Annotated in this window: 11 protein-coding genes, 1 pseudogene and 1 riboswitch; of the genes and pseudogenes, 5 read left to right on the top strand and 7 right to left on the bottom strand. The window is 59.6% G+C overall.

Annotated elements, in window-relative coordinates:
* Positions 1–305: 305 nt before the first annotated feature.
* Entirely contained in the window at positions 306–1,292 is a 987-nt protein-coding gene (locus IB244_RS16615; RefSeq protein ID WP_018857063.1) for an aldo/keto reductase, read from the top strand.
* A 65-nt stretch (positions 1,293–1,357) separates the two neighbouring features.
* Here the strand turns inward: IB244_RS16615 and IB244_RS16610 are convergent, their stop codons facing one another.
* From IB244_RS16610 to clpP, 6 genes and pseudogenes are all read right to left on the bottom strand, one after another.
* Complete coding sequence (locus IB244_RS16610; RefSeq protein WP_246734429.1) at positions 1,358–3,556, bottom strand: esterase-like activity of phytase family protein; 2,199 nt, start codon at positions 3,554–3,556, stop codon at positions 1,358–1,360.
* Between the two features lie 83 nt (positions 3,557–3,639).
* Positions 3,640–4,297 (bottom strand): annotated as a pseudogene (locus IB244_RS16605) (EamA family transporter).
* A gap of 81 nt (positions 4,298–4,378) precedes the next feature.
* Positions 4,379–4,528, bottom strand: a riboswitch (FMN riboswitch).
* 122 nt (positions 4,529–4,650) lie between these two features.
* Complete coding sequence (gene hupB / locus IB244_RS16600) at positions 4,651–4,926, bottom strand: DNA-binding protein HupB (RefSeq protein ID WP_007531759.1); 276 nt, start codon at positions 4,924–4,926, stop codon at positions 4,651–4,653.
* Positions 4,927–5,133: 207 nt separating this feature from the next.
* Positions 5,134–7,548, bottom strand: coding sequence for an endopeptidase La (gene lon / locus IB244_RS16595; protein ID WP_192304837.1), 2,415 nt, complete (start codon positions 7,546–7,548; stop codon positions 5,134–5,136).
* Positions 7,549–7,961: 413 nt separating this feature from the next.
* Positions 7,962–9,239: an ATP-dependent Clp protease ATP-binding subunit ClpX gene (gene clpX / locus IB244_RS16590; protein ID WP_018857068.1), complete on the bottom strand. Its 1,278-nt coding sequence runs from the start codon at positions 9,237–9,239 to the stop codon at positions 7,962–7,964.
* A 294-nt stretch (positions 9,240–9,533) separates the two neighbouring features.
* Positions 9,534–10,163 (bottom strand): ATP-dependent Clp endopeptidase proteolytic subunit ClpP, encoded by a 630-nt coding sequence (clpP, locus tag IB244_RS16585; protein ID WP_007792131.1) that lies wholly within the window; start codon positions 10,161–10,163, stop codon positions 9,534–9,536.
* Between the two features lie 424 nt (positions 10,164–10,587).
* On the opposite strand from clpP, the gene IB244_RS16580 reads away from it, so the two are divergent.
* Together IB244_RS16580 and IB244_RS16575 are read left to right on the top strand one after the other, a co-directional pair.
* Positions 10,588–11,793 carry a GGDEF domain-containing protein gene (locus IB244_RS16580; protein WP_113470091.1) on the top strand — a complete coding sequence of 402 codons (1,206 nt, stop codon included), beginning with the start codon at positions 10,588–10,590 and terminating at the stop codon, positions 11,791–11,793.
* Between the two features lie 43 nt (positions 11,794–11,836).
* Positions 11,837–13,081 carry a cytochrome P450 gene (locus IB244_RS16575; protein ID WP_018857071.1) on the top strand — a complete coding sequence of 415 codons (1,245 nt, stop codon included), beginning with the start codon at positions 11,837–11,839 and terminating at the stop codon, positions 13,079–13,081.
* 75 nt (positions 13,082–13,156) lie between these two features.
* Here the strand turns inward: IB244_RS16575 and IB244_RS16570 are convergent, their stop codons facing one another.
* Complete coding sequence (locus IB244_RS16570; RefSeq protein WP_026371773.1) at positions 13,157–14,491, bottom strand: dicarboxylate/amino acid:cation symporter; 1,335 nt, start codon at positions 14,489–14,491, stop codon at positions 13,157–13,159.
* A 239-nt stretch (positions 14,492–14,730) separates the two neighbouring features.
* Between IB244_RS16570 and IB244_RS16565 the strand changes: the two genes are divergently transcribed.
* Positions 14,731–16,593: a sensor histidine kinase gene (locus IB244_RS16565; RefSeq protein WP_018857073.1), complete on the top strand. Its 1,863-nt coding sequence runs from the start codon at positions 14,731–14,733 to the stop codon at positions 16,591–16,593.
* Positions 16,590–17,951, top strand: a complete 1,362-nt coding sequence (locus IB244_RS16560) for a sigma-54-dependent transcriptional regulator (RefSeq protein ID WP_113470088.1) — start codon at positions 16,590–16,592, stop codon at positions 17,949–17,951. Before IB244_RS16565 ends, IB244_RS16560 begins: the two co-directional genes overlap by 4 nt.
* Positions 17,952–17,968: the final 17 nt, after the last annotated feature.

Raw genomic sequence — 17,968 nt, 5'->3', positions numbered from 1 at the left:
ATTTTCCTTTCGAAGATGATCTGGCCAGTTGAGCCGACCGTAAGCCAAGCGTCCCCGGCATCCAAGCGATACCTGCTTGATCGCACGTGCTGTCATGTCAACTTCCTCCGCCGCATCACCAGTCGGAGACTTCGGCGCGTCCGACGATAGGCAACTCGCAAATCACTCGCTCAGCTACGCCATTGCGTCGCTTCTCGGAAGAAATGGCGACGACCGCAACACACCGCCCTATCTCCGCTGCAGGCGCTTGCTCCTTGCCTGGGCGACTGCTAGTGGCGAGGCATTTCATCACGCGGAGGATTTCCATGAAACAGCATTCTTTCGGCCACCTGCCCCATACCGTCACGAATATCGGCTTCGGCGCATGGCAGATCGGCGGCGCCTGGGGCGATGTGAGCGAAGCGGACGGTCGCGATGCGTTGAATGCGGCGCTCGATGCCGGTATGACCTTCATCGATACCGCCGACGTTTACGGCGACGGCCGGTCGGAAAAGATCATCGCCGACGTTCTTGCGACCCGTGGCGGAGAACGGCCGATGGTTGCGACAAAGGCAGGTCGCCGGCTCAACCCGCATGTCGCCGATGGCTACACCAAAGCCAACCTCGAAGGCTTCATCGATCGTAGCCTGAAGAACCTGAGGGTCGACAGCCTCGATCTCGTACAATTGCATTGCCCCCCGACCGAAGTGCTTTATCGCCAGGAGGTCTTCGAAGGCCTGAACGAATTGCAGAAAGCCGGCAAGATCATGGGATACGGCGTCAGTGTCGAGAAGGTCGAGGAAGCGCTGAAGGCAATCGAATATCCTGGCGTCGTCAGCATCCAGATCATCTACAACATCTTCCGCCAGCGGCCCGATCACCTGTTCTTCCAGGAGGCTCGACGGAGGAACATCGCCGTCATCGCCCGCGTGCCGCTCGCAAGCGGGCTGCTGTCAGGGAAGATCACCCGCGAGACGAAATTTGCGAGCGACGACCACCGCAATTTCAACCGCCACGGCGAGGCTTTCGATGTCGGCGAGACCTTCGCTGGCGTTCCCTTCGAGGTCGGCCTGCAGGCCGTGGAGGAAGTGCGCAAGCTCGTGCCATCAGGCACGACCATGGCGGCCTTCGCGCTGCGCTGGATCCTGATGAGCGATGCGGTCACTGTCGTCATTCCGGGTGCACGCAACGCCGAACAGGCACGCGCCAACGCTGCTGCAGCAAGCCTCGCGCCGCTCTCACACGAAGTGATGGAGGCCACGCGCGAGATCTACGACCGACTGGTCGCCCCTTACGTCCACCAGCGCTGGTAAGGCAGGCATTGCAAGAAAAATGGCCGGGCATAGACCCGGCCATTCTGTTTCTGGCTCAATCAATCTCAGTTCGTACCGACGAGGTTGACCTCGAAGAACAGAGTTTCACCCGAGGAATCATCCACGCCATCATTGTCCGTGACAGCGTAAGCCTTGCCGGAGGCGTCGAAGGCGAAACCTTCCAGCTTGTCGAGGACGTAGCCGTTGGTGGCAGTCTTCAGCTCCGGAAGGAAGTCGTGGGCTTCCGTCTTCTTGACGAGCGGCAACTCGCCTCCAAGCTTGCCGGGCTTCAGATCCGATACCGCGACCTTGTAGAGCTTCTTCAGCTTGGCTGCGTCACCGACGAGGTTGTCGCGCTCGATGATATAGACGCCGTCGCCCTGAGCGGAAATCTCAGACAGACCAACCCAACCGGCTTCGGACTTGTCCAGCGGATAGCGGACGGCGCCCCACTCCGTGCTCTTCGGGTTGTACGAGACGAGCTTTACGAAACCCTTCTCGTCATCCTTCCATTCGCGCTGAACAGCCATCCACAGGGTGGCATCGTCGCCGGAACCGATGATCGTCACGCCTTCGAAGCCGTAGCGGATTTCGTTGGCGGTCAGTTCGCACGGCAGAGCGATTTCTTCCTTGATCTCGCCCTTCGGGTTTACGTGGTACAGCGCGTGCGGCAAAAGCTTCTCGCTGTTGCCTTCCGAGGCCAGCCAGAACCAGCCCTTCTCGTCGACGGCGATACCCTCGATATCGAGCTTTTGGGCCGGCTGGCCATCGCGCTTGACGGTCAGCGATTCGGTGATGACGGCCGGTTTCTTGGTGGCGTCGATAGTGTAGATCGTCGGCTGCATGCCGAGAACGCTGTCGCTGACGGCAAACAGCTGGCCCGGCTTTTCCGGAACGGCGGCAAGACCCGAAAGTGCTGCAAAGCCGAGCGGATTGCCCTCCTTCTCCGCCGCAACGATCTGCGGATAGGCCATTTCGCCTTCCGCAAGTTGATAGATCATTACGTGGGATCGCGGTCCGCCATCCTTGCCGAGATCGACTTCGTTGGCGGTGGCAAACAGATTGCGCGACGGGACGGCCACGCCACCCTCGGGCGAGACGCCGGACGGAAGGATCTGGACGAGTTGCGGTTCCGCGCCGGTATCCTTGTAGACGCCGACGACCGAAGCGCGCTCCGAAAGCAGGAAGATGTATTTCTGGCCGCCGAAGGTCGCGACCTCCAAGCCTTCCGGCTCAACACCCTTGGCGGAAGAGCGCTTGTCCGGATAGTGGCCGATATTGGCGACAGCGCGTTCGAACGAGGCACCGGATTCGTAAAGTACCTTTCCGGTCTTGTCGAAAATCGTGAAGCCGCGCGAGCCGCCTTGATAGTCGCCTTCGTTCGCAACGACCAGACGGTCGTTGTCCAGCCACTTCACGGCGTCGGGCTCGCGCAACACGCCCTTGAGTTCGCCGGTGAACCTCAGCGCGCCGTCGCGCTTGGTATCGATACCCGCGAGATCGACGCTGCCCGCAGGGAAGTGCGCCTTTACCGTTGCGGTCGCCGCGTCGATAATGACGATCTCGTTGTTTTCCTGCAGGGTCAGGGCGATCTCGTTCTGGTCGTTGAAGGAGACGAATTCCGGCTCCGGATCTTCGGGTGCGATGCCCGCCAGTCCAGTCAGCATCACGTGCTTGATCGAACCGCAATCGACCGCGCCGTTCTTGACCTGGAACACGACAAGGTTGCCTGCCGGCATCTGCGGAATCTTGCCGTCGTTCACCTCTTCGTCACGCTCGTTTTCGATCGCGATCGCGCCGAGCGTCTTGTCCTTGTTGAGTGCGATCGAATCCGGCTGCCCCCCAAGGTCGCATGCGTTCTCGATCTTCTTGGTGGCAACGTCGACGATCGCGAGACGCCCAGAAGGCTTTGCCTTGCTCTTCGACGTATTGACGGCAACGAGCGCCTTTCCGGCGGTTGATGTCACGGATGTCGGCTCGCCGTCCATCATCAGCGCGCCCCCGGCCTTCGGAGCCTTGGCGTCTGAGATATCGACAAAACCAATCGCTCCGAGTGGGCTGTCGCTATAGATCAGCGTCATGCCGTCGTCGGTAGCCGTGATGATTTCCGCCGAAGTGGCCGAGAGCTTGTCTTTCTCCTGTGGCAGGTTGGATGCCACCGGAAAGGTTGCGATACGATTGAAGACGGGCTCTGCGGCGGCCGGAAACGCGGCCGTCGCCAGGAGCGCCGCAACGAGCACTGTCTTGCGCGATACAGTTGTCATGAAATCCCCCATGAGTTCACACAAGGTTTTTCTGGGGGATGGGCATGACACCGGGATGACACCGATGTCATATTTTGAACGCGCTAGCGGGTCTCCCGCTCCTTCTTCATTTCGTTCCGCATGATGAAGAGCGATGCCCCAAGGATCAGCACCGCGCCCAACCACAGATAGCCGGTCGGCGCATAGCCGAAGACCAGCCAGCCGGCGAACACGTTGAGCGGCAGCTTGAGATCGTCGAATGGCTGAATGTAAGCGGCATCGGCTGCCGAATAGGCTAACGTCAGGAAAATACTGCGCCATCACGGTCAGGAGGCCCGCCGCACGGTTGCGGTCGCGGCCCATCGCGCAGGGCCGATATACTCACCAAGGTAGATGCGTGCGCCCATGATGATGAAGAACGGAGACGTCATTACCAGCGCAATCGCCTGCCAGATGGGTACTTGCGCAAGCCCCGCGACCCAGGTCGTTACCCCCAAAGGCAGCCAAGGCGACTCGTACAACATGACGCCAGTGATAACGCGTTCTCATTGCCCCAAGACCGGCGCGCCAGAGAAAGGGCAGCGAGAACACCAGGGCAAAGGCATATTGCCAGAAGGCTGCCGAGGCCGAGAGGAAAGCGAGCTTCATCGTCAGCCATTGCGTGACGATATTGAGGATAGAGAAGGCGATGCCCGCGGCAATCATCCAGGCAGCACCGACCATTGCTCGCGAAGCGGAAAACGTAGGGGAAGTCTGATTCATGTCTTTCTTTCCGAAACCAACACAAATCAGGACGCATGAGCGCGATATGCAGCGAGGGCAGAATCCACCCTCGCCCGCTCCGCTCATTCTCTTTCATCCGGACTGTAACCGTCGGCTCCGGAATTGCACCGGATCTGCTGACCCTCTCGGCACACGACCAAAAGGCGCTCGCGGGCTGGGGCCAAGGCCTTTACCGCCGGTAGGTACTTTCACCCCGCCCTGAGAACGGTCATTTCGTATGACATGCCGCGCGTGCCGACAAGGCCGCGAAAAGCAAAAAGGGTTCGGCCGTGGCCGAACCCTTCGAAACTTGTGCCGCCGGTCTCGTTGCCCGGCCGCCAAGTAAATTCATATCAGCCGTTGACGGCGTCCTTCAGGCCCTTGCCGGGCGTGAACTTCGGCACGTTGCGAGCCGGAATATCGACTTCTGCGCCGGTGGACGGGTTGCGGCCCTTCGTGGCTGCGCGATGGGAGACGGTGAAGCTACCAAAACCAGCGAGGCGAACGTCGCCCTTGCCCTTCAGTTCAGCCTGGACGACTTCGAAAACAGCATCAACCGCGGAAGCAGCGTCGGTCTTCGAGAGTCCTGCCTTTTCGGCAACTGCGGACACGAGTTCATTCTTGTTCATGTTTCCACCCCTTTCTAAATGGTTCGAAACGACTCAAATCTATAAGCCAGGCGCAGAATAGAGTTCATCAGGCCCGCCGCACCCCAAAGAGCCTGCAAATCAAGGAAATGCAAGCACCCGTGTGCCAATTTCACAAAAAAAGGCTGGCGAAAACGCCAGCCTTTTCAGGGTTTTTAAGCAATTGGGCACGAATGTGGCAAACAAAGCTCAGTGAGCTATGGTTGCACCCGTTTCGTCGAGCCCTTCGACCGTCGCGATGACGGGCGTTTCCACCGTGCCATCCCACTCGATTGCTTCCGGTCTGCGGACCAGCGCATGCTTAATCACCTCGCCCATGCGGGACACCGGGATGATCTCCATGTTGTTCTTCACGTTATCCGGAATCTCCGCCAGATCCTTGGCGTTTTCTTCCGGAATCAGCACCTTCTTGATGCCACCGCGAAGCGCTGCGAGCAGCTTTTCCTTGAGGCCGCCGATCGGCAGAACACGACCGCGAAGGGTGATTTCACCCGTCATCGCCACGTTCTTGTCGACCGGGATGCCGGTCATGATTGAGACGATCGCGGTTGCCATGGCAACACCGGCCGACGGACCATCCTTCGGCGTCGCACCTTCCGGTACGTGCACGTGGATGTCGCTCTTGTCGAAGCGCGGAGGCTCGATGCCGAAATCGACGGCGCGCGAGCGGACATAGGATGCCGCTGCGGAAATCGATTCCTTCATGACTTCCTTCAGGTTGCCGGTCACGGTCATGCGACCCTTGCCCGGCATCATGACGCCTTCGATCGTCAGCAGTTCGCCGCCGACTTCCGTCCAGGCCAGGCCCGTTACCACGCCGACCTGATCTTCGCGCTCTGCTTCGCCGTGGCGGAAGCGCGGAACGCCCAGGTAGTCGTCGATGTTTTCGGCCGTCACATGAACGGACTTCGTCTTGCCCTTGATGATCTCGGTGACCGCCTTGCGGGCGAGCTTCATCAATTCGCGTTCGAAGTTACGAACACCAGCTTCGCGGGTGTACTGCTGGCTGATCGCCATCAGGGCATCGTCGCTGACCGAGAATTCATTCGGCTGCAGCGCATGTTCCTTGATGGCCTTCGGCAGCAGGTGCCGCTTGGCGATTTCGCGCTTTTCGTCTTCGGTGTAACCGGCGATACGGATGACTTCCATGCGGTCCATCAAAGGTGCCGGAATGTTCAGCGTATTCGCCGTCGTGATGAACATCACGTCCGACAGGTCGTATTCGACTTCCAGGTAGTGATCCATGAAGGTCGAGTTCTGAGCCGGATCCAGCACCTCGAGCAGAGCCGACGACGGATCGCCACGGAAATCCTGGCCCATCTTGTCGATTTCATCGAGCAGGAAGAGCGGGTTGGACTTCTTCGCCTTCTTCATCGACTGGATGACCTTGCCGGGCATCGAACCGATGTAGGTGCGGCGGTGACCGCGAATTTCAGCTTCGTCACGAACGCCACCGAGAGCCATGCGGACATACTCACGGCCGGTCGCCTTGGCGATCGACTGCGCGAGCGAGGTCTTGCCCACGCCCGGAGGACCAACGAGGCACAGGATCGGACCCTTGATCTTGGTCGCGCGGGCCTGGACAGCCAGATACTCGACGATACGCTCCTTGACCTTATCGAGACCGAAGTGATCGGCTTCGAGGATCTTCTCGGCGTTGTTGAGATCCGACTTGATCTTCGACTTCTTGCCCCACGGAATTCCGAGCAGCCAGTCGAGATAGTTGCGGACAACAGTCGCCTCAGCCGACATCGGGCTCATCTGCCGCAGCTTCTTCAGCTCGGCGTCAGCCTTTTCCTTGGCTTCCTTCGAAAGCTTGGTCTTGGCGATGCGCTCTTCCAGTTCGGCCATCTCGTCGCGGCCTTCCTCGCCGTCGCCAAGCTCCTTCTGGATCGCCTTCATCTGTTCGTTCAGGTAGTACTCGCGCTGGGTCTTCTCCATCTGGCGCTTGACGCGCGAGCGGATGCGCTTTTCGACCTGAAGGACCGAGATCTCGCCTTCCATGAAGCCGAGCGCCTTTTCGAGGCGTGCCTTGACACTGGTGGTTTCCAGCATCTCCTGCTTCTCGGTGATCTTGATCGACAGGTGCGAGGCAACCGTATCGGCGAGCTTCGAATAGTCGTCGATCTGGCTGGCAGCGCCAACGACCTCGGGCGAGATCTTCTTGTTGAGCTTTACGTAGCTCTCGAACTCGGAAACGACCGAGCGGCTGAGCGCTTCAAGCTCGACCGGATCGTCATGCGGTTCTTCGAGAACGTGACCAAGGGCTTCGTAAAAGTCCTCACGATCCGTGTAAGCTTCGATCTCGGCGCGGGCGCGACCTTCGACCAGAACCTTGACGGTGCCATCAGGCAGCTTCAGCAGCTGCAATACGTTGGCGACTGTACCGACATTGTGAATGGCAGACGGTTCCGGATCGTCATCGCTCGCATTGATCTGCGTGACGAGCATGATCTGCTTGTCCGATCCCATGACCTCCTCGAGCGCACGGATCGATTTCTCTCGGCCGACAAACAAGGGCACGATCATATGCGGGAAGACGACGATGTCGCGCAGGGGCAAAACCGGATATGCTGTGCTCGCAACTGACGTTTTCTTCGTCATTTTATTTCCTTTCCATCGTCCCGTTGCCGGGCTCTTCTGGCGCGGCCACTAGAACCGGGCCGCACTCCACTTGAGACAACAAGTGGAGGTTCTGATTATGCTTTTCAAGCTGCGCCATGGCCGGTGTCCCCCTGGACATGACAGCTATGCTACAACGGAATACCTTCATTCTGGAGCGCCGTGCCAAGTCAGCGGCTACCACTTCCGAAGCGGCTAAAACACAAGACCGAAACACACCAACGGAATCATTCCATAATTGCCAAGGGCGGGGGAATCCGCAACGGCAACAGAAGTGGTTTCAGACCTCTTTAGCAAGATTTATCAGGGTCGTGCACTGATTTTGAAATAGAAAGGGGCCCGCCAACGGCAAGCCCCTCAAATTCACAGTTCGTATCGTAAAGATATCTCTAAGGTCACGCGGAAGCGTTGGCCTTCTCATCTTGACGATCGGCGTAGATGTAAAGCGGACGGGCGGAGCCGCGTGCCACTTCCTCGGAGATGACGACTTCGCGTACGCCTTCCAGCGCCGGCAGTTCGAACATCGTGTCGAGGAGGATCTTTTCCATAATCGAACGAAGGCCGCGGGCACCGGTCTTGCGAATGATCGCCTTGCGGGCGATCTCGCGGAGAGCGTCCTCGTGGAAGGTGAGTTCCACGTCTTCCATCTCGAACAGGCGCTGGTACTGCTTGATCAGTGCGTTCTTCGGCTCCGACAGGATCTGGATCAGTGCATCCTCATCGAGATCCTCGAGCGTCGCCAGGACAGGCAGACGGCCGATGAATTCCGGGATGAGGCCGAACTTGACCAGATCTTCCGGCTCCAGTTCGCGCAGGACTTCGCCGACACGACGGTCGTCCGGGGCCTTAACCGTTGCACCGAAGCCGATCGAGGTCTTCTCGCCGCGAGCCGAGATGATCTTGTCGAGACCGGCGAATGCGCCACCGCAGATGAACAGGATGTTCGTGGTGTCGACCTGCAGGAATTCCTGCTGCGGATGCTTGCGGCCGCCCTGCGGGGGCACCGAGGCAACCGTGCCTTCCATGATCTTCAGAAGCGCCTGCTGCACGCCCTCGCCCGATACGTCGCGGGTGATCGACGGGTTGTCGGACTTGCGGGAGATCTTGTCGACTTCGTCGATGTAGACGATGCCGCGCTGGGCGCGCTCGACATTGTAGTCGGCAGCCTGCAGCAGCTTCAGGATGATGTTTTCGACGTCTTCACCGACATAACCGGCTTCCGTCAGCGTCGTCGCATCGGCCATCGTGAACGGAACGTCGATGATGCGGGCGAGCGTCTGGGCAAGATAGGTCTTGCCGCAACCGGTCGGTCCGACCAGCATGATGTTCGACTTCGCCAACTCGACTTCGCCGTTCTTGGAGGCGTGTGCGAGGCGCTTGTAGTGGTTGTGAACGGCAACCGACAGGATCTTCTTCGCCTGGCGCTGGCCGATGACATATTCATCGAGGACCTTGATGATGTCCTGAGGCGTGGGAACGCCGTCACGGGACTTGACCATCGAGGATTTGTTTTCCTCGCGGATGATGTCCATGCACAATTCGACGCATTCATCGCAGATGAAAACGGTCGGTCCGGCTATAAGCTTCCGGACTTCGTGCTGGCTCTTTCCGCAGAACGAACAATAGAGGGTGTTTTTGGAGTCGCCGCCGTTGCTGCCGCTGACCTTGCTCATATCACTTTCCTTCCAGCACGCCGCATTTCAAGGTGAAATAACGGTCCACTCATTGGCCTGCTCCACGCTTGGAGCCCCAGCCGGCCAAGGCCGTTTAAGGGGTACGAACCGGTCCAAACTAAGCTGTCCTGGCGCCGGCGGCAACGAACTCCCCTTCGACTGCCGATGCTATGTCATAAAAATTCAACATAGCATTAATACTTGAGATTGCCGCACCCGCCACCGGGTTTCTTCCCTTGTTCGATCACAAATGAGATAGAACTGTGGCGGATACAACACCATTCCTACTTCTCACTAGGCGGCATCACCTTCCATCTCGACGCGAGATGTCAGGACCTTGTCGATGACACCCCAGGTCTGAGCCTCGTCCGCATCCATGAAGTGGTCGCGGTCAAGGGTCTTTTCAACTTCCTCGTAGGTGCGGCCTGTATGCTTGACGTAAACTTCGTTCAGGCGGCGCTTCATCTTGAGAATATCGCGGGCGTGACGCTCGATGTCAGATGCCTGACCCTGGAAGCCGCCTGATGGCTGATGCACCATAATGCGGGAATTCGGGGTGGCAAAGCGCATGTCCTTGTGGCCGGCAGCAAGCAGCAGCGAGCCCATGGACGCAGCCTGGCCGATGCAGAGCGTCGAGACGGCTGGCTTGATGAACTGCATCGTGTCGTAGATCGCCATGCCGGCAGTCACAACGCCGCCTGGAGAATTGATGTAGAGCGCAATTTCCTTCTTCGGGTTTTCGGCCTCGAGGAAGAGGAGCTGGGCGCAGACGAGCGTCGCCATGTGATCCTCGACAGGCCCGGTCAGGAAGATGATGCGTTCCTTGAGCAGGCGCGAATAGATGTCGTAGGAGCGTTCACCGCGATTGGTCTGTTCCACGACCATCGGCACGAGGGCCATAGCGGTATCGACTGGGTTTCTCATGTGCGTCCTTTGTCAACGTCTGCCGGCTATGGCCGGGAATCAAAGAAAATGCCTATCCCTACATAGAGCTTCCCTGCCCTCCTCTTCAAGACGCGCCGATGGATAACGTGAAGAGGGACCGGAGCAAGGCGAACAACTTTTCGCCCGATGTACGCTGATTCCGACGAAATAGATTCGAGGAACGGGCTACGATCGCGCTGTCGCACAGCTTTTGTCGGCATCAGGATAAACGAATTCTGAATCCGCCCGCAACTGCCCTTCATTCACAGAAAGGAAAGCCTAAAGACAACTCCGCACAAAAATGCAGTGGCGCGCAAGCACAATTAATGAAGTTGCCAGTTTTTTCCGAAAGGATACGCGCAATACAAGGGGTACTGCCGTGTTCAATGTTACGACTGGATTAGCCATTTGGTGCTCCGAAGCCATGACGCTCGCGCTGGTAGCGTTCATGGCCTGGCGCCACAATGTCCGAAACAAGGCCTATTTCTATTGGGGAACGGGCTTTCTCCTTAGCGGCGTGGGTTTCGCAATGGCGGCCCTGCGCGGGCAGATACCCGCCATCCTTTCCATCGAGATCGCCAACACGATCGCACTATCTGGGCAGAGCGCGTGGGTTGCCGGGTACCTCGCGCTTGATCGTCGCAAGCTCGAATGGTGGGCATTGCTGCCACCGCTCGTCTGGCTGGGCGGCGTCTTCCTGCCGTGGGTCAACGACGACTACACCAATCGCGTCATTCTCTACAATCTAGCCTCAGCCACCGGCGCGACGGCACTCGCGATGGCAGTCTGCATGGCAGGCAAGCGCAACGAGGGCTCGAGAGGCAAACTCGGCGCCATCTTCGTGGTCCAGGGCGTCCTGTGCTTCGGTACTGCGCTGGCAATGGCAATCCTCGGCCCCACTGATGCGGAAGCTGTCAACTTCGCGGGCAGCGCCGCGATGGCAACGGGCTTCCTGCTCATCCTGGCGTGCGCTCTCACCTGCCTCGTCATCATGGAGCGCTCGGAGAAGCATCTTCGCATGCTCAGCCTCACCGATTCTCTGACTGGCGTCTTGAACCGACGCGGCCTCTTCGGACGCTTCGATGCCATCCGGGAACGTGCATTCAACAGTAACCGTCAGGTCGCCGTGTTGCTTTTCGACCTCGACCACTTCAAGCGCGTCAACGACCGGTTCGGCCATCAGGCCGGCGACGTCGTGCTGACAGTGTTTGCCCGATTGGCCAATCAATTCGTGCCGGATGGAGCTTTCGGCCGCATGGGGGGCGAGGAGTTTGCAGCCTTCACGACCGTCGCCGACCAGACAGAAGCTGAAGCGCTGGCAGAGACGATCCGGGCGGAGTTTTGCCGTGTGCCCGTGAGCACCGGCGACGCGATCGTCCCGGCAACATTCAGCACCGGCGTTGCCCTTGCCTCAGCCATCGAGGCAAACATGGACAAGCTCGTATCGGCAGCCGATCGGGCGCTCTATGCCGCAAAGGCAGCCGGCCGCAACTGCACCGTCATCTTCGGTGAAGCCGAAGCCGCGGCACCACTGCCTCCGCAGCCGGATCAAACAAGTGGCGAACTGGTTCCAACACTCGACGACCAAATCCACGCGCTCCGCCGCGTTGGATCGCTGTCGAGAGGCTGACCCTATCTTTTCGAGGCTTGGCAAATCCGCTAAGCCTCGAAGCATGATGATCCCACCATTTCTTTCCATCGATCCCGCCACACGCCACGTCTCGCTGGACGCAAGCAATCCTGCCTTTTACAGCGATCCGAACAGCGTCTACGCGGCTCTGCACGCGCATTGCCCCACATTCTATTGGGAGCAGCAGAAGCAGTGGTTCTTCACAGGCTATGACCATGTGAACGGCCTGCTGCGCGATCGCCGCTTCGGCCGCCAGATCCAGCACATCGCAAGCCGTGAAGAACTCGGCCTTCCCGAACCGGAACAGCACGTGGCGAATTTCGATCTCGCGGAACGATACTCGCTGCTTGAACTGGAGCCGCCTGAGCACACGCGTCTGCGAACGCTCGTCAACCGCGCCTTCGTGTCTCGTCACGTTGAGAAGATGAAGTCGGAAATCGCCGAGCTTGCCAACAAGCTCATCGACGGCTTCGGGAAAAACAACGAAGTCGAGCTGCTTTCGGCGTTTGCCGACATCATTCCGGTGACGATGATTGCCCGCATGATCGGCATTCCGGAGGAAATGGGACCGCAACTCCTGGAGTGGTCGCATGCCTACATCCGCATGTATCTCTTCGGCCGAACCCGCGAGGACGAGGATGGCGCCGAACGGGCCGCGAAGGCGTTCTCGGACTATGTAAAGACGGTCATTGCCGAGCGTCGCGCCAACCCGCGGGACGACCTTCTGACGCACATGATCCACACCGAACACAAGGGCCAGTATCTCACAGAGGACGAGCTCGTTTCGACGACGATCGTATTGCTCAATGCCGGTCACGAGGCGACGGTGCACCAGATCGGCAACTCGGTGCGCATCATTCTGGACAGCGGACGCGATCCGGCCGACCTTTTTAAGGACGAAGCCACCACCGAGCGAACCGTCGAAGAGTCCCTGCGTATTTGCGCACCGGTCCACATCTTCCAGCGCTGGGCGCTGGAGCCCGTCGAGATCGACGGCATTTCGTTCAAGCGCGGCGACAAGGTGAGCCTCATTCTGGCGGCAGCCAATCTCGACCCGACAAGATTCAGTGATCCGCTGACGTTCAAGCCTGACCGCAATGAGGCCGCCAACGTGTCCTTTGGCGCGGGTATCCACTTCTGCATCGGGGCGCCGTTGGCTCGGCTCGAACTGAACGTCGTCCTGCCAATTCTCTTCGAGAGACTACCTGGGCTCAGGCTTGCCCGTACACCTGTTGTGAAGGACGTCTATCACTTCCACGGATTGGATCGGCTGGATCTCGCCTGGTAGGCACCAATGGAAAGGGTCCGCGTTCCGGAGAACGCGGACCTCTCTGTCATGCTTCCAACACCTTACGGTTAGGCGTTATTCCGCGGCCTGCAGAGCCGGCACACCGTCGACCGGTTCCGGAGGCAACCTGCCGGCCATGGCCGCAGCAAACCTCGTCTGATCAAGTTCATTTTCCCAGCGGGCGACGACGACCGTCGCGACCGCGTTGCCGACAAAGTTGGTCAGCGCGCGGCATTCCGACATGAAGCGGTCGATACCGAGGATTAGCGCCATACCTGCCACTGGAACCGAGGGCACTACCGAGAGCGTTGCGGCAAGCGTAATGAAGCCGGCACCGGTGATGCCGGCAGCGCCCTTGGAGCTCAGCATCGCGACCAGCAGAAGCAGGATCTGGTCTGCCAGCGTCAGCGGGGTATCCGTCGCCTGAGCGATGAAGAGGGCTGCGAGCGTCATATAGATGTTCGTGCCGTCGAGGTTGAAGGAATAGCCGGTCGGAATGACGAGACCGACGACAGAGCGCTTGCAGCCTGCCTGTTCCATCTTGGCCATGAGGCCCGGAAGCGCGGCTTCCGAAGAAGACGTACCGAGCACCAGCAGCAGCTCCTCCTTGATGTAACGGATCAGCGCAAGGATCGAAAACCCGTTGTAGCGGGCAACCGCACCGAGAACGACCAGAACGAAGAGCAGCGATGTCAGATAGAAGGTACCGATCAGCATTGCCAGGTTTGCAATGGAGCCGATGCCGTATTTGCCGATGGTGAACGCCATGGCGCCGAAAGCGCCGATCGGAGCTGCCTTCATCAGGACCGCCACCAGCTTGAAGACCGGCACCGTCAGTGACTGCAGGAAGTCAGCGACCGGCCGACCGCGATCGCCGACCATGGCAAGCGCGATACCGAACAGGACGGAGAAGAACAGCACCTGAAGAATGTCGCCGTCGGCAAAAGCACCAACGATCGTGTTCGGGATAATGTTCATCAGGAAGCCCGTGACGGTCGAGTCATGAGCCTTTTCCGCGTAGCTTGCGACGGCCTTGGTATCCAGCGTCGCCGGATCGATATGCATGCCGGCGCCCGGCTGTATCACGTTGGCCACCAGCAGGCCGACAGCCAATGCCAGCGTCGAAAAGACGAGGAAGTACAGCATCGCCTTGCCGGCAACGCGTCCAACCTTCTGCAGGTCCGACATGCCGGCGATGCCGGTTGCAACGGTCAAGAAGATGACGGGGGCGATGATCATTTTGACGAGCTTGATGAAAGCGTCGCCGAGCGGCTTCAGAGCCGTGCCGATATCGGGATAGAAATGACCGAGCAGGATGCCAGCACAGATGGCGGCAAGAACCTGCACGTAGAGAAGCCGATAGAAGGGAACCTTGCCGCGCGGCTGCGCGACTGGAAGTGCTGCACCCATGATGTCCTCCATGTGCCCCAAAACCAACGGTGGCCTCCCGGGGCGATTGCGTTACCAATTCAACAGCCACGCGGCTGTTTGCGGAGGTTTTGCAACATGCGTGCCAAGTTGCGACACCGCTATTAAGATATTGATTTCGCAACAGTCTATTGTTCGTCCGCGCCGTAAAGCAAAAGAGATGAGCGCATTTTCGCACAAATTGATTTGACGTGAGTGCGGAATTACGCACAGAGTGAACAATGCTTCAATCCTCTTCGAGATCGGATTTCGGTTCCTTCCACCGTGCCAGCCGGCGGGTACGGCGAACGTGGATCCTCTTTGCTTCGGTTTCGGCAGCGCTGATCCTTGCCACGCTGTTCGGCGCGACCGTCTATGGGCGTCGCGCCGCCATCGATACGATTGTGAGCCAGAGCCGGACCGATGCGAGCCTGAAGGTGGCGCTGCTCAACGCCGTTCTGGAGAGGCCACGCGCCCTGCCCCTGCTTCTTGCCGAGGACCAGCAGGTTCTCGATGGCCTCTCGTCCAAAAGCAGCGATGCAATCGACATCTTGAACCGGAAGCTGGAGCGACTTGTCACGGGAACGCAGGCCGCGGTGCTCTACGTCATTGGTCCCAACGGTATCGCTGTCTCCTCGAGCAACTGGCGGGAGCCCATCAGCTTCGTCGGCAACGACTACGCCTTCCGCGATTACTTCCGAAAGGCGATGGATGAAGGAACCGCCGAGCATTTTGCCCTAGGCAGTGTCAGCAAGCGCCCTGGCCTCTACATTTCGCGCCGCGTCGGCAGTGCGGCGGCGCCCCTTGGCGTCGTGGTCGTCAAGCTCGAGTTCGACCAGCTTGAGAGCGATTGGCGCGATACGCATCGTCCTGTTTATGTCACCGACAATCGCGGCGTTGTTCTGATCACCAGTATCCCCTCCTGGCGTTTTATGATCAACGGTCCGGTGCCTGAGGCTGAGCTTGCCGCCATCCGCAACAGCCAACAGTTCGGCGATGCGCCGTTGGCGAAATTGCCTATCATGCGGCCCCGGCCAATCGATGCCGAGGCCTCGCTTGTTTCCGCCGTTCTTCCCGGCAGTGGCGAAGGCGAATATTTGCGCCTAGCAACGCCAGTTCCCACCACCCCATGGCATCTCGAGTATCTGGTACCGACCGATGCCCCGGTCGCCGCGTCCGTTCGAGAAATGCGCCTACTGTCGCTTGCCGTCCTTCTGCCCATTCTCGCCATCGCAGCGTTTCTCCTATGGAGGCGCCAGGCGGCCGCGACCAAGATCGCGGAAGAACAAGCCATGCGCGAGGAGCTGGAGCGAAGGGTCGTCGAGCGAACCGACGATCTCAGCAGGGCGCGCGACCGTCTGCAGGCCGAAATCTCCGATCACAGGGAAACCGAAGCAAGGCTGCAGGTCGTGCAGCAGGAACTGGTGCAGGCGAACCGGCTCGCGATCCTCGGCCAGGTGGCGGCGGGCGTGGCCCACGAGATCAACCAGCCGGTCGCGACCATACGCGCCTATGCAGACAACGCCCGCGTCTTTCTGGAACGCCGGCAGACGAATCAGGTGGACGAAAACCTGGAGGCGATTGCCGGCCTCACCGAACGGATCGGAGCGATTACCGACGAGTTGAAGGCATTTGCGCGCAAGGGCCGCGTGGCGCCGGAGCCCGTGGAATTGCTGAGTGTTATTGATGGAGCGGTTGTTCTGCTGAAAAGCCGCTTTGCCGGACAACTGGAAGCACTCGATATTCGGCCGCCTCCAGCGAGGCTATGCGTACTCGGCAACCGGATCCGGCTTGAACAGATCCTGATCAACCTGTTCCAGAATGCTTTGGAGGCCCTTGACGGGCGAGCCGACGCGAAGGTCGACGTCTCGGTGACAGAGACGGGCGACGAAGTTGCAATCAAGGTCGCCGACAACGGCCCGGGGATTTCGCCTGACATCCTGAAGTCGCTCTTCACGCCGTTCAATACGTCCAAGGAAAGAGGTTTGGGTCTCGGCCTCGTCATTTCCAAGGACATCGTGGCCGACTATGGCGGCCGCATCGACGTGACGAGCGATGCGAACGGAACCTGCTTTACGGTGCACCTGCGGAAGGCCATGGCATGACCGATGTAACGCCGATTTTTCTCATCGATGACGACAAGGACCTGCTGCGGGCAACGAAGCAGACGCTTGAGCTCGCCGGCTTTTCCGTTTCGGCTTTTTCCGACGCGGGGGAAGCACTGGCGGCATTGAGCCCGGAATTCGCAGGCGTCGTAGTTTCCGATATCCGGATGCCTGGGATCGATGGCCTGCAGCTCTTCGGTCGCGTGCGACAACGGGACGAGGATCTGCCGGTCATCCTGGTTACAGGACATGGCGATATTCCGATGGCGGTGAAAGCCATGCAGGACGGAGTCTATGATTTCATCACCAAGCCGTTCGCGACAGACCGGCTCATCCAGAGCGTGCGGCGCGCCGCCGAAAAGCGTCGTCTCGTGATGGAAAACAGGTCTCTGCGCAAGGCGACCGAAGAGGCACGCGACGACCTTCCGCTGATCGGCCAGACGCCGGCGATGGAGCGGCTGCGCCACACCCTGCGACAGATTGCCGACACCGATGTCGACGTTCTCCTGATGGGAGAAACCGGCAGCGGCAAGGAGGTCGTGGCAAGCCTGCTCCACCGCTGGAGTCGACGCGCATCCGGCAATTTCGTCGCACTCAACTGCGGTGCGCTGCCGGAAAGCGTGGTTGAAAGCGAGCTGTTCGGTCATGAGCCCGGCGCCTTCACCGGCGCGCAGAAAAAGCGCATCGGTCGCATCGAGCATGCGAGCGGCGGAACGCTTTTTCTCGACGAGATCGAGAGCATGCCGCCGGCAACCCAGGTGCAGATGCTGCGTGTGCTCGAGATGCGCGAGGTTACGCCGCTTGGCACCAACGAGGTCCGACCGGTCGACCTGCGTGTTGTCGCCGCCTCCAAGATCGATCTCAGTGATCCCCGCCAGCGTGGCGACTTTCGTGAGGATCTTTATTATCGGCTCAATGTCGTGACGATCTCGATCCCGCCACTCAAGGAGCGAAGGGATGACGTTCCGCTGCTTTTCGGCTACTTCGCCGAGCGCGCCGCGAGCCGCTTCAAGCGAGACGTGCCCACGATCCCCTCGTCGATCCATCGCCACCTGCGGGAATACGACTGGCCGGGCAACGTGCGCGAACTGTCACATTTTGCCGAACGGTTCGTGCTCGGCGTCGGGCAGGTCTCGGATCGTGCTCCGGCAGCAGAACCGGAGACGGATGGAGCCTTGTCGCTTCCGGACCGGCTCGAACGCTACGAGGCCCACATCATTCGCGAAGCTCTGAACGCCAATGACGGCGACGTCCGCCGCACGATCGCGGACCTCGGCATTCCCAGGAAGACATTCTACGACAAGCTCCAGCGCCACGGCATCGTCCGCAGCGATTTCGCCTCTTCCGACAGAAGCTAGCCCCTGTGACCGCCGTG

This window comes from Rhizobium sp. RHZ02 (genome assembly GCF_014851575.1).
In the GTDB taxonomy this organism is placed as follows: domain Bacteria; phylum Pseudomonadota; class Alphaproteobacteria; order Rhizobiales; family Rhizobiaceae; genus Rhizobium; species Rhizobium altiplani.
This window is presented reverse-complemented; position numbering and strand designations above follow the sequence as displayed.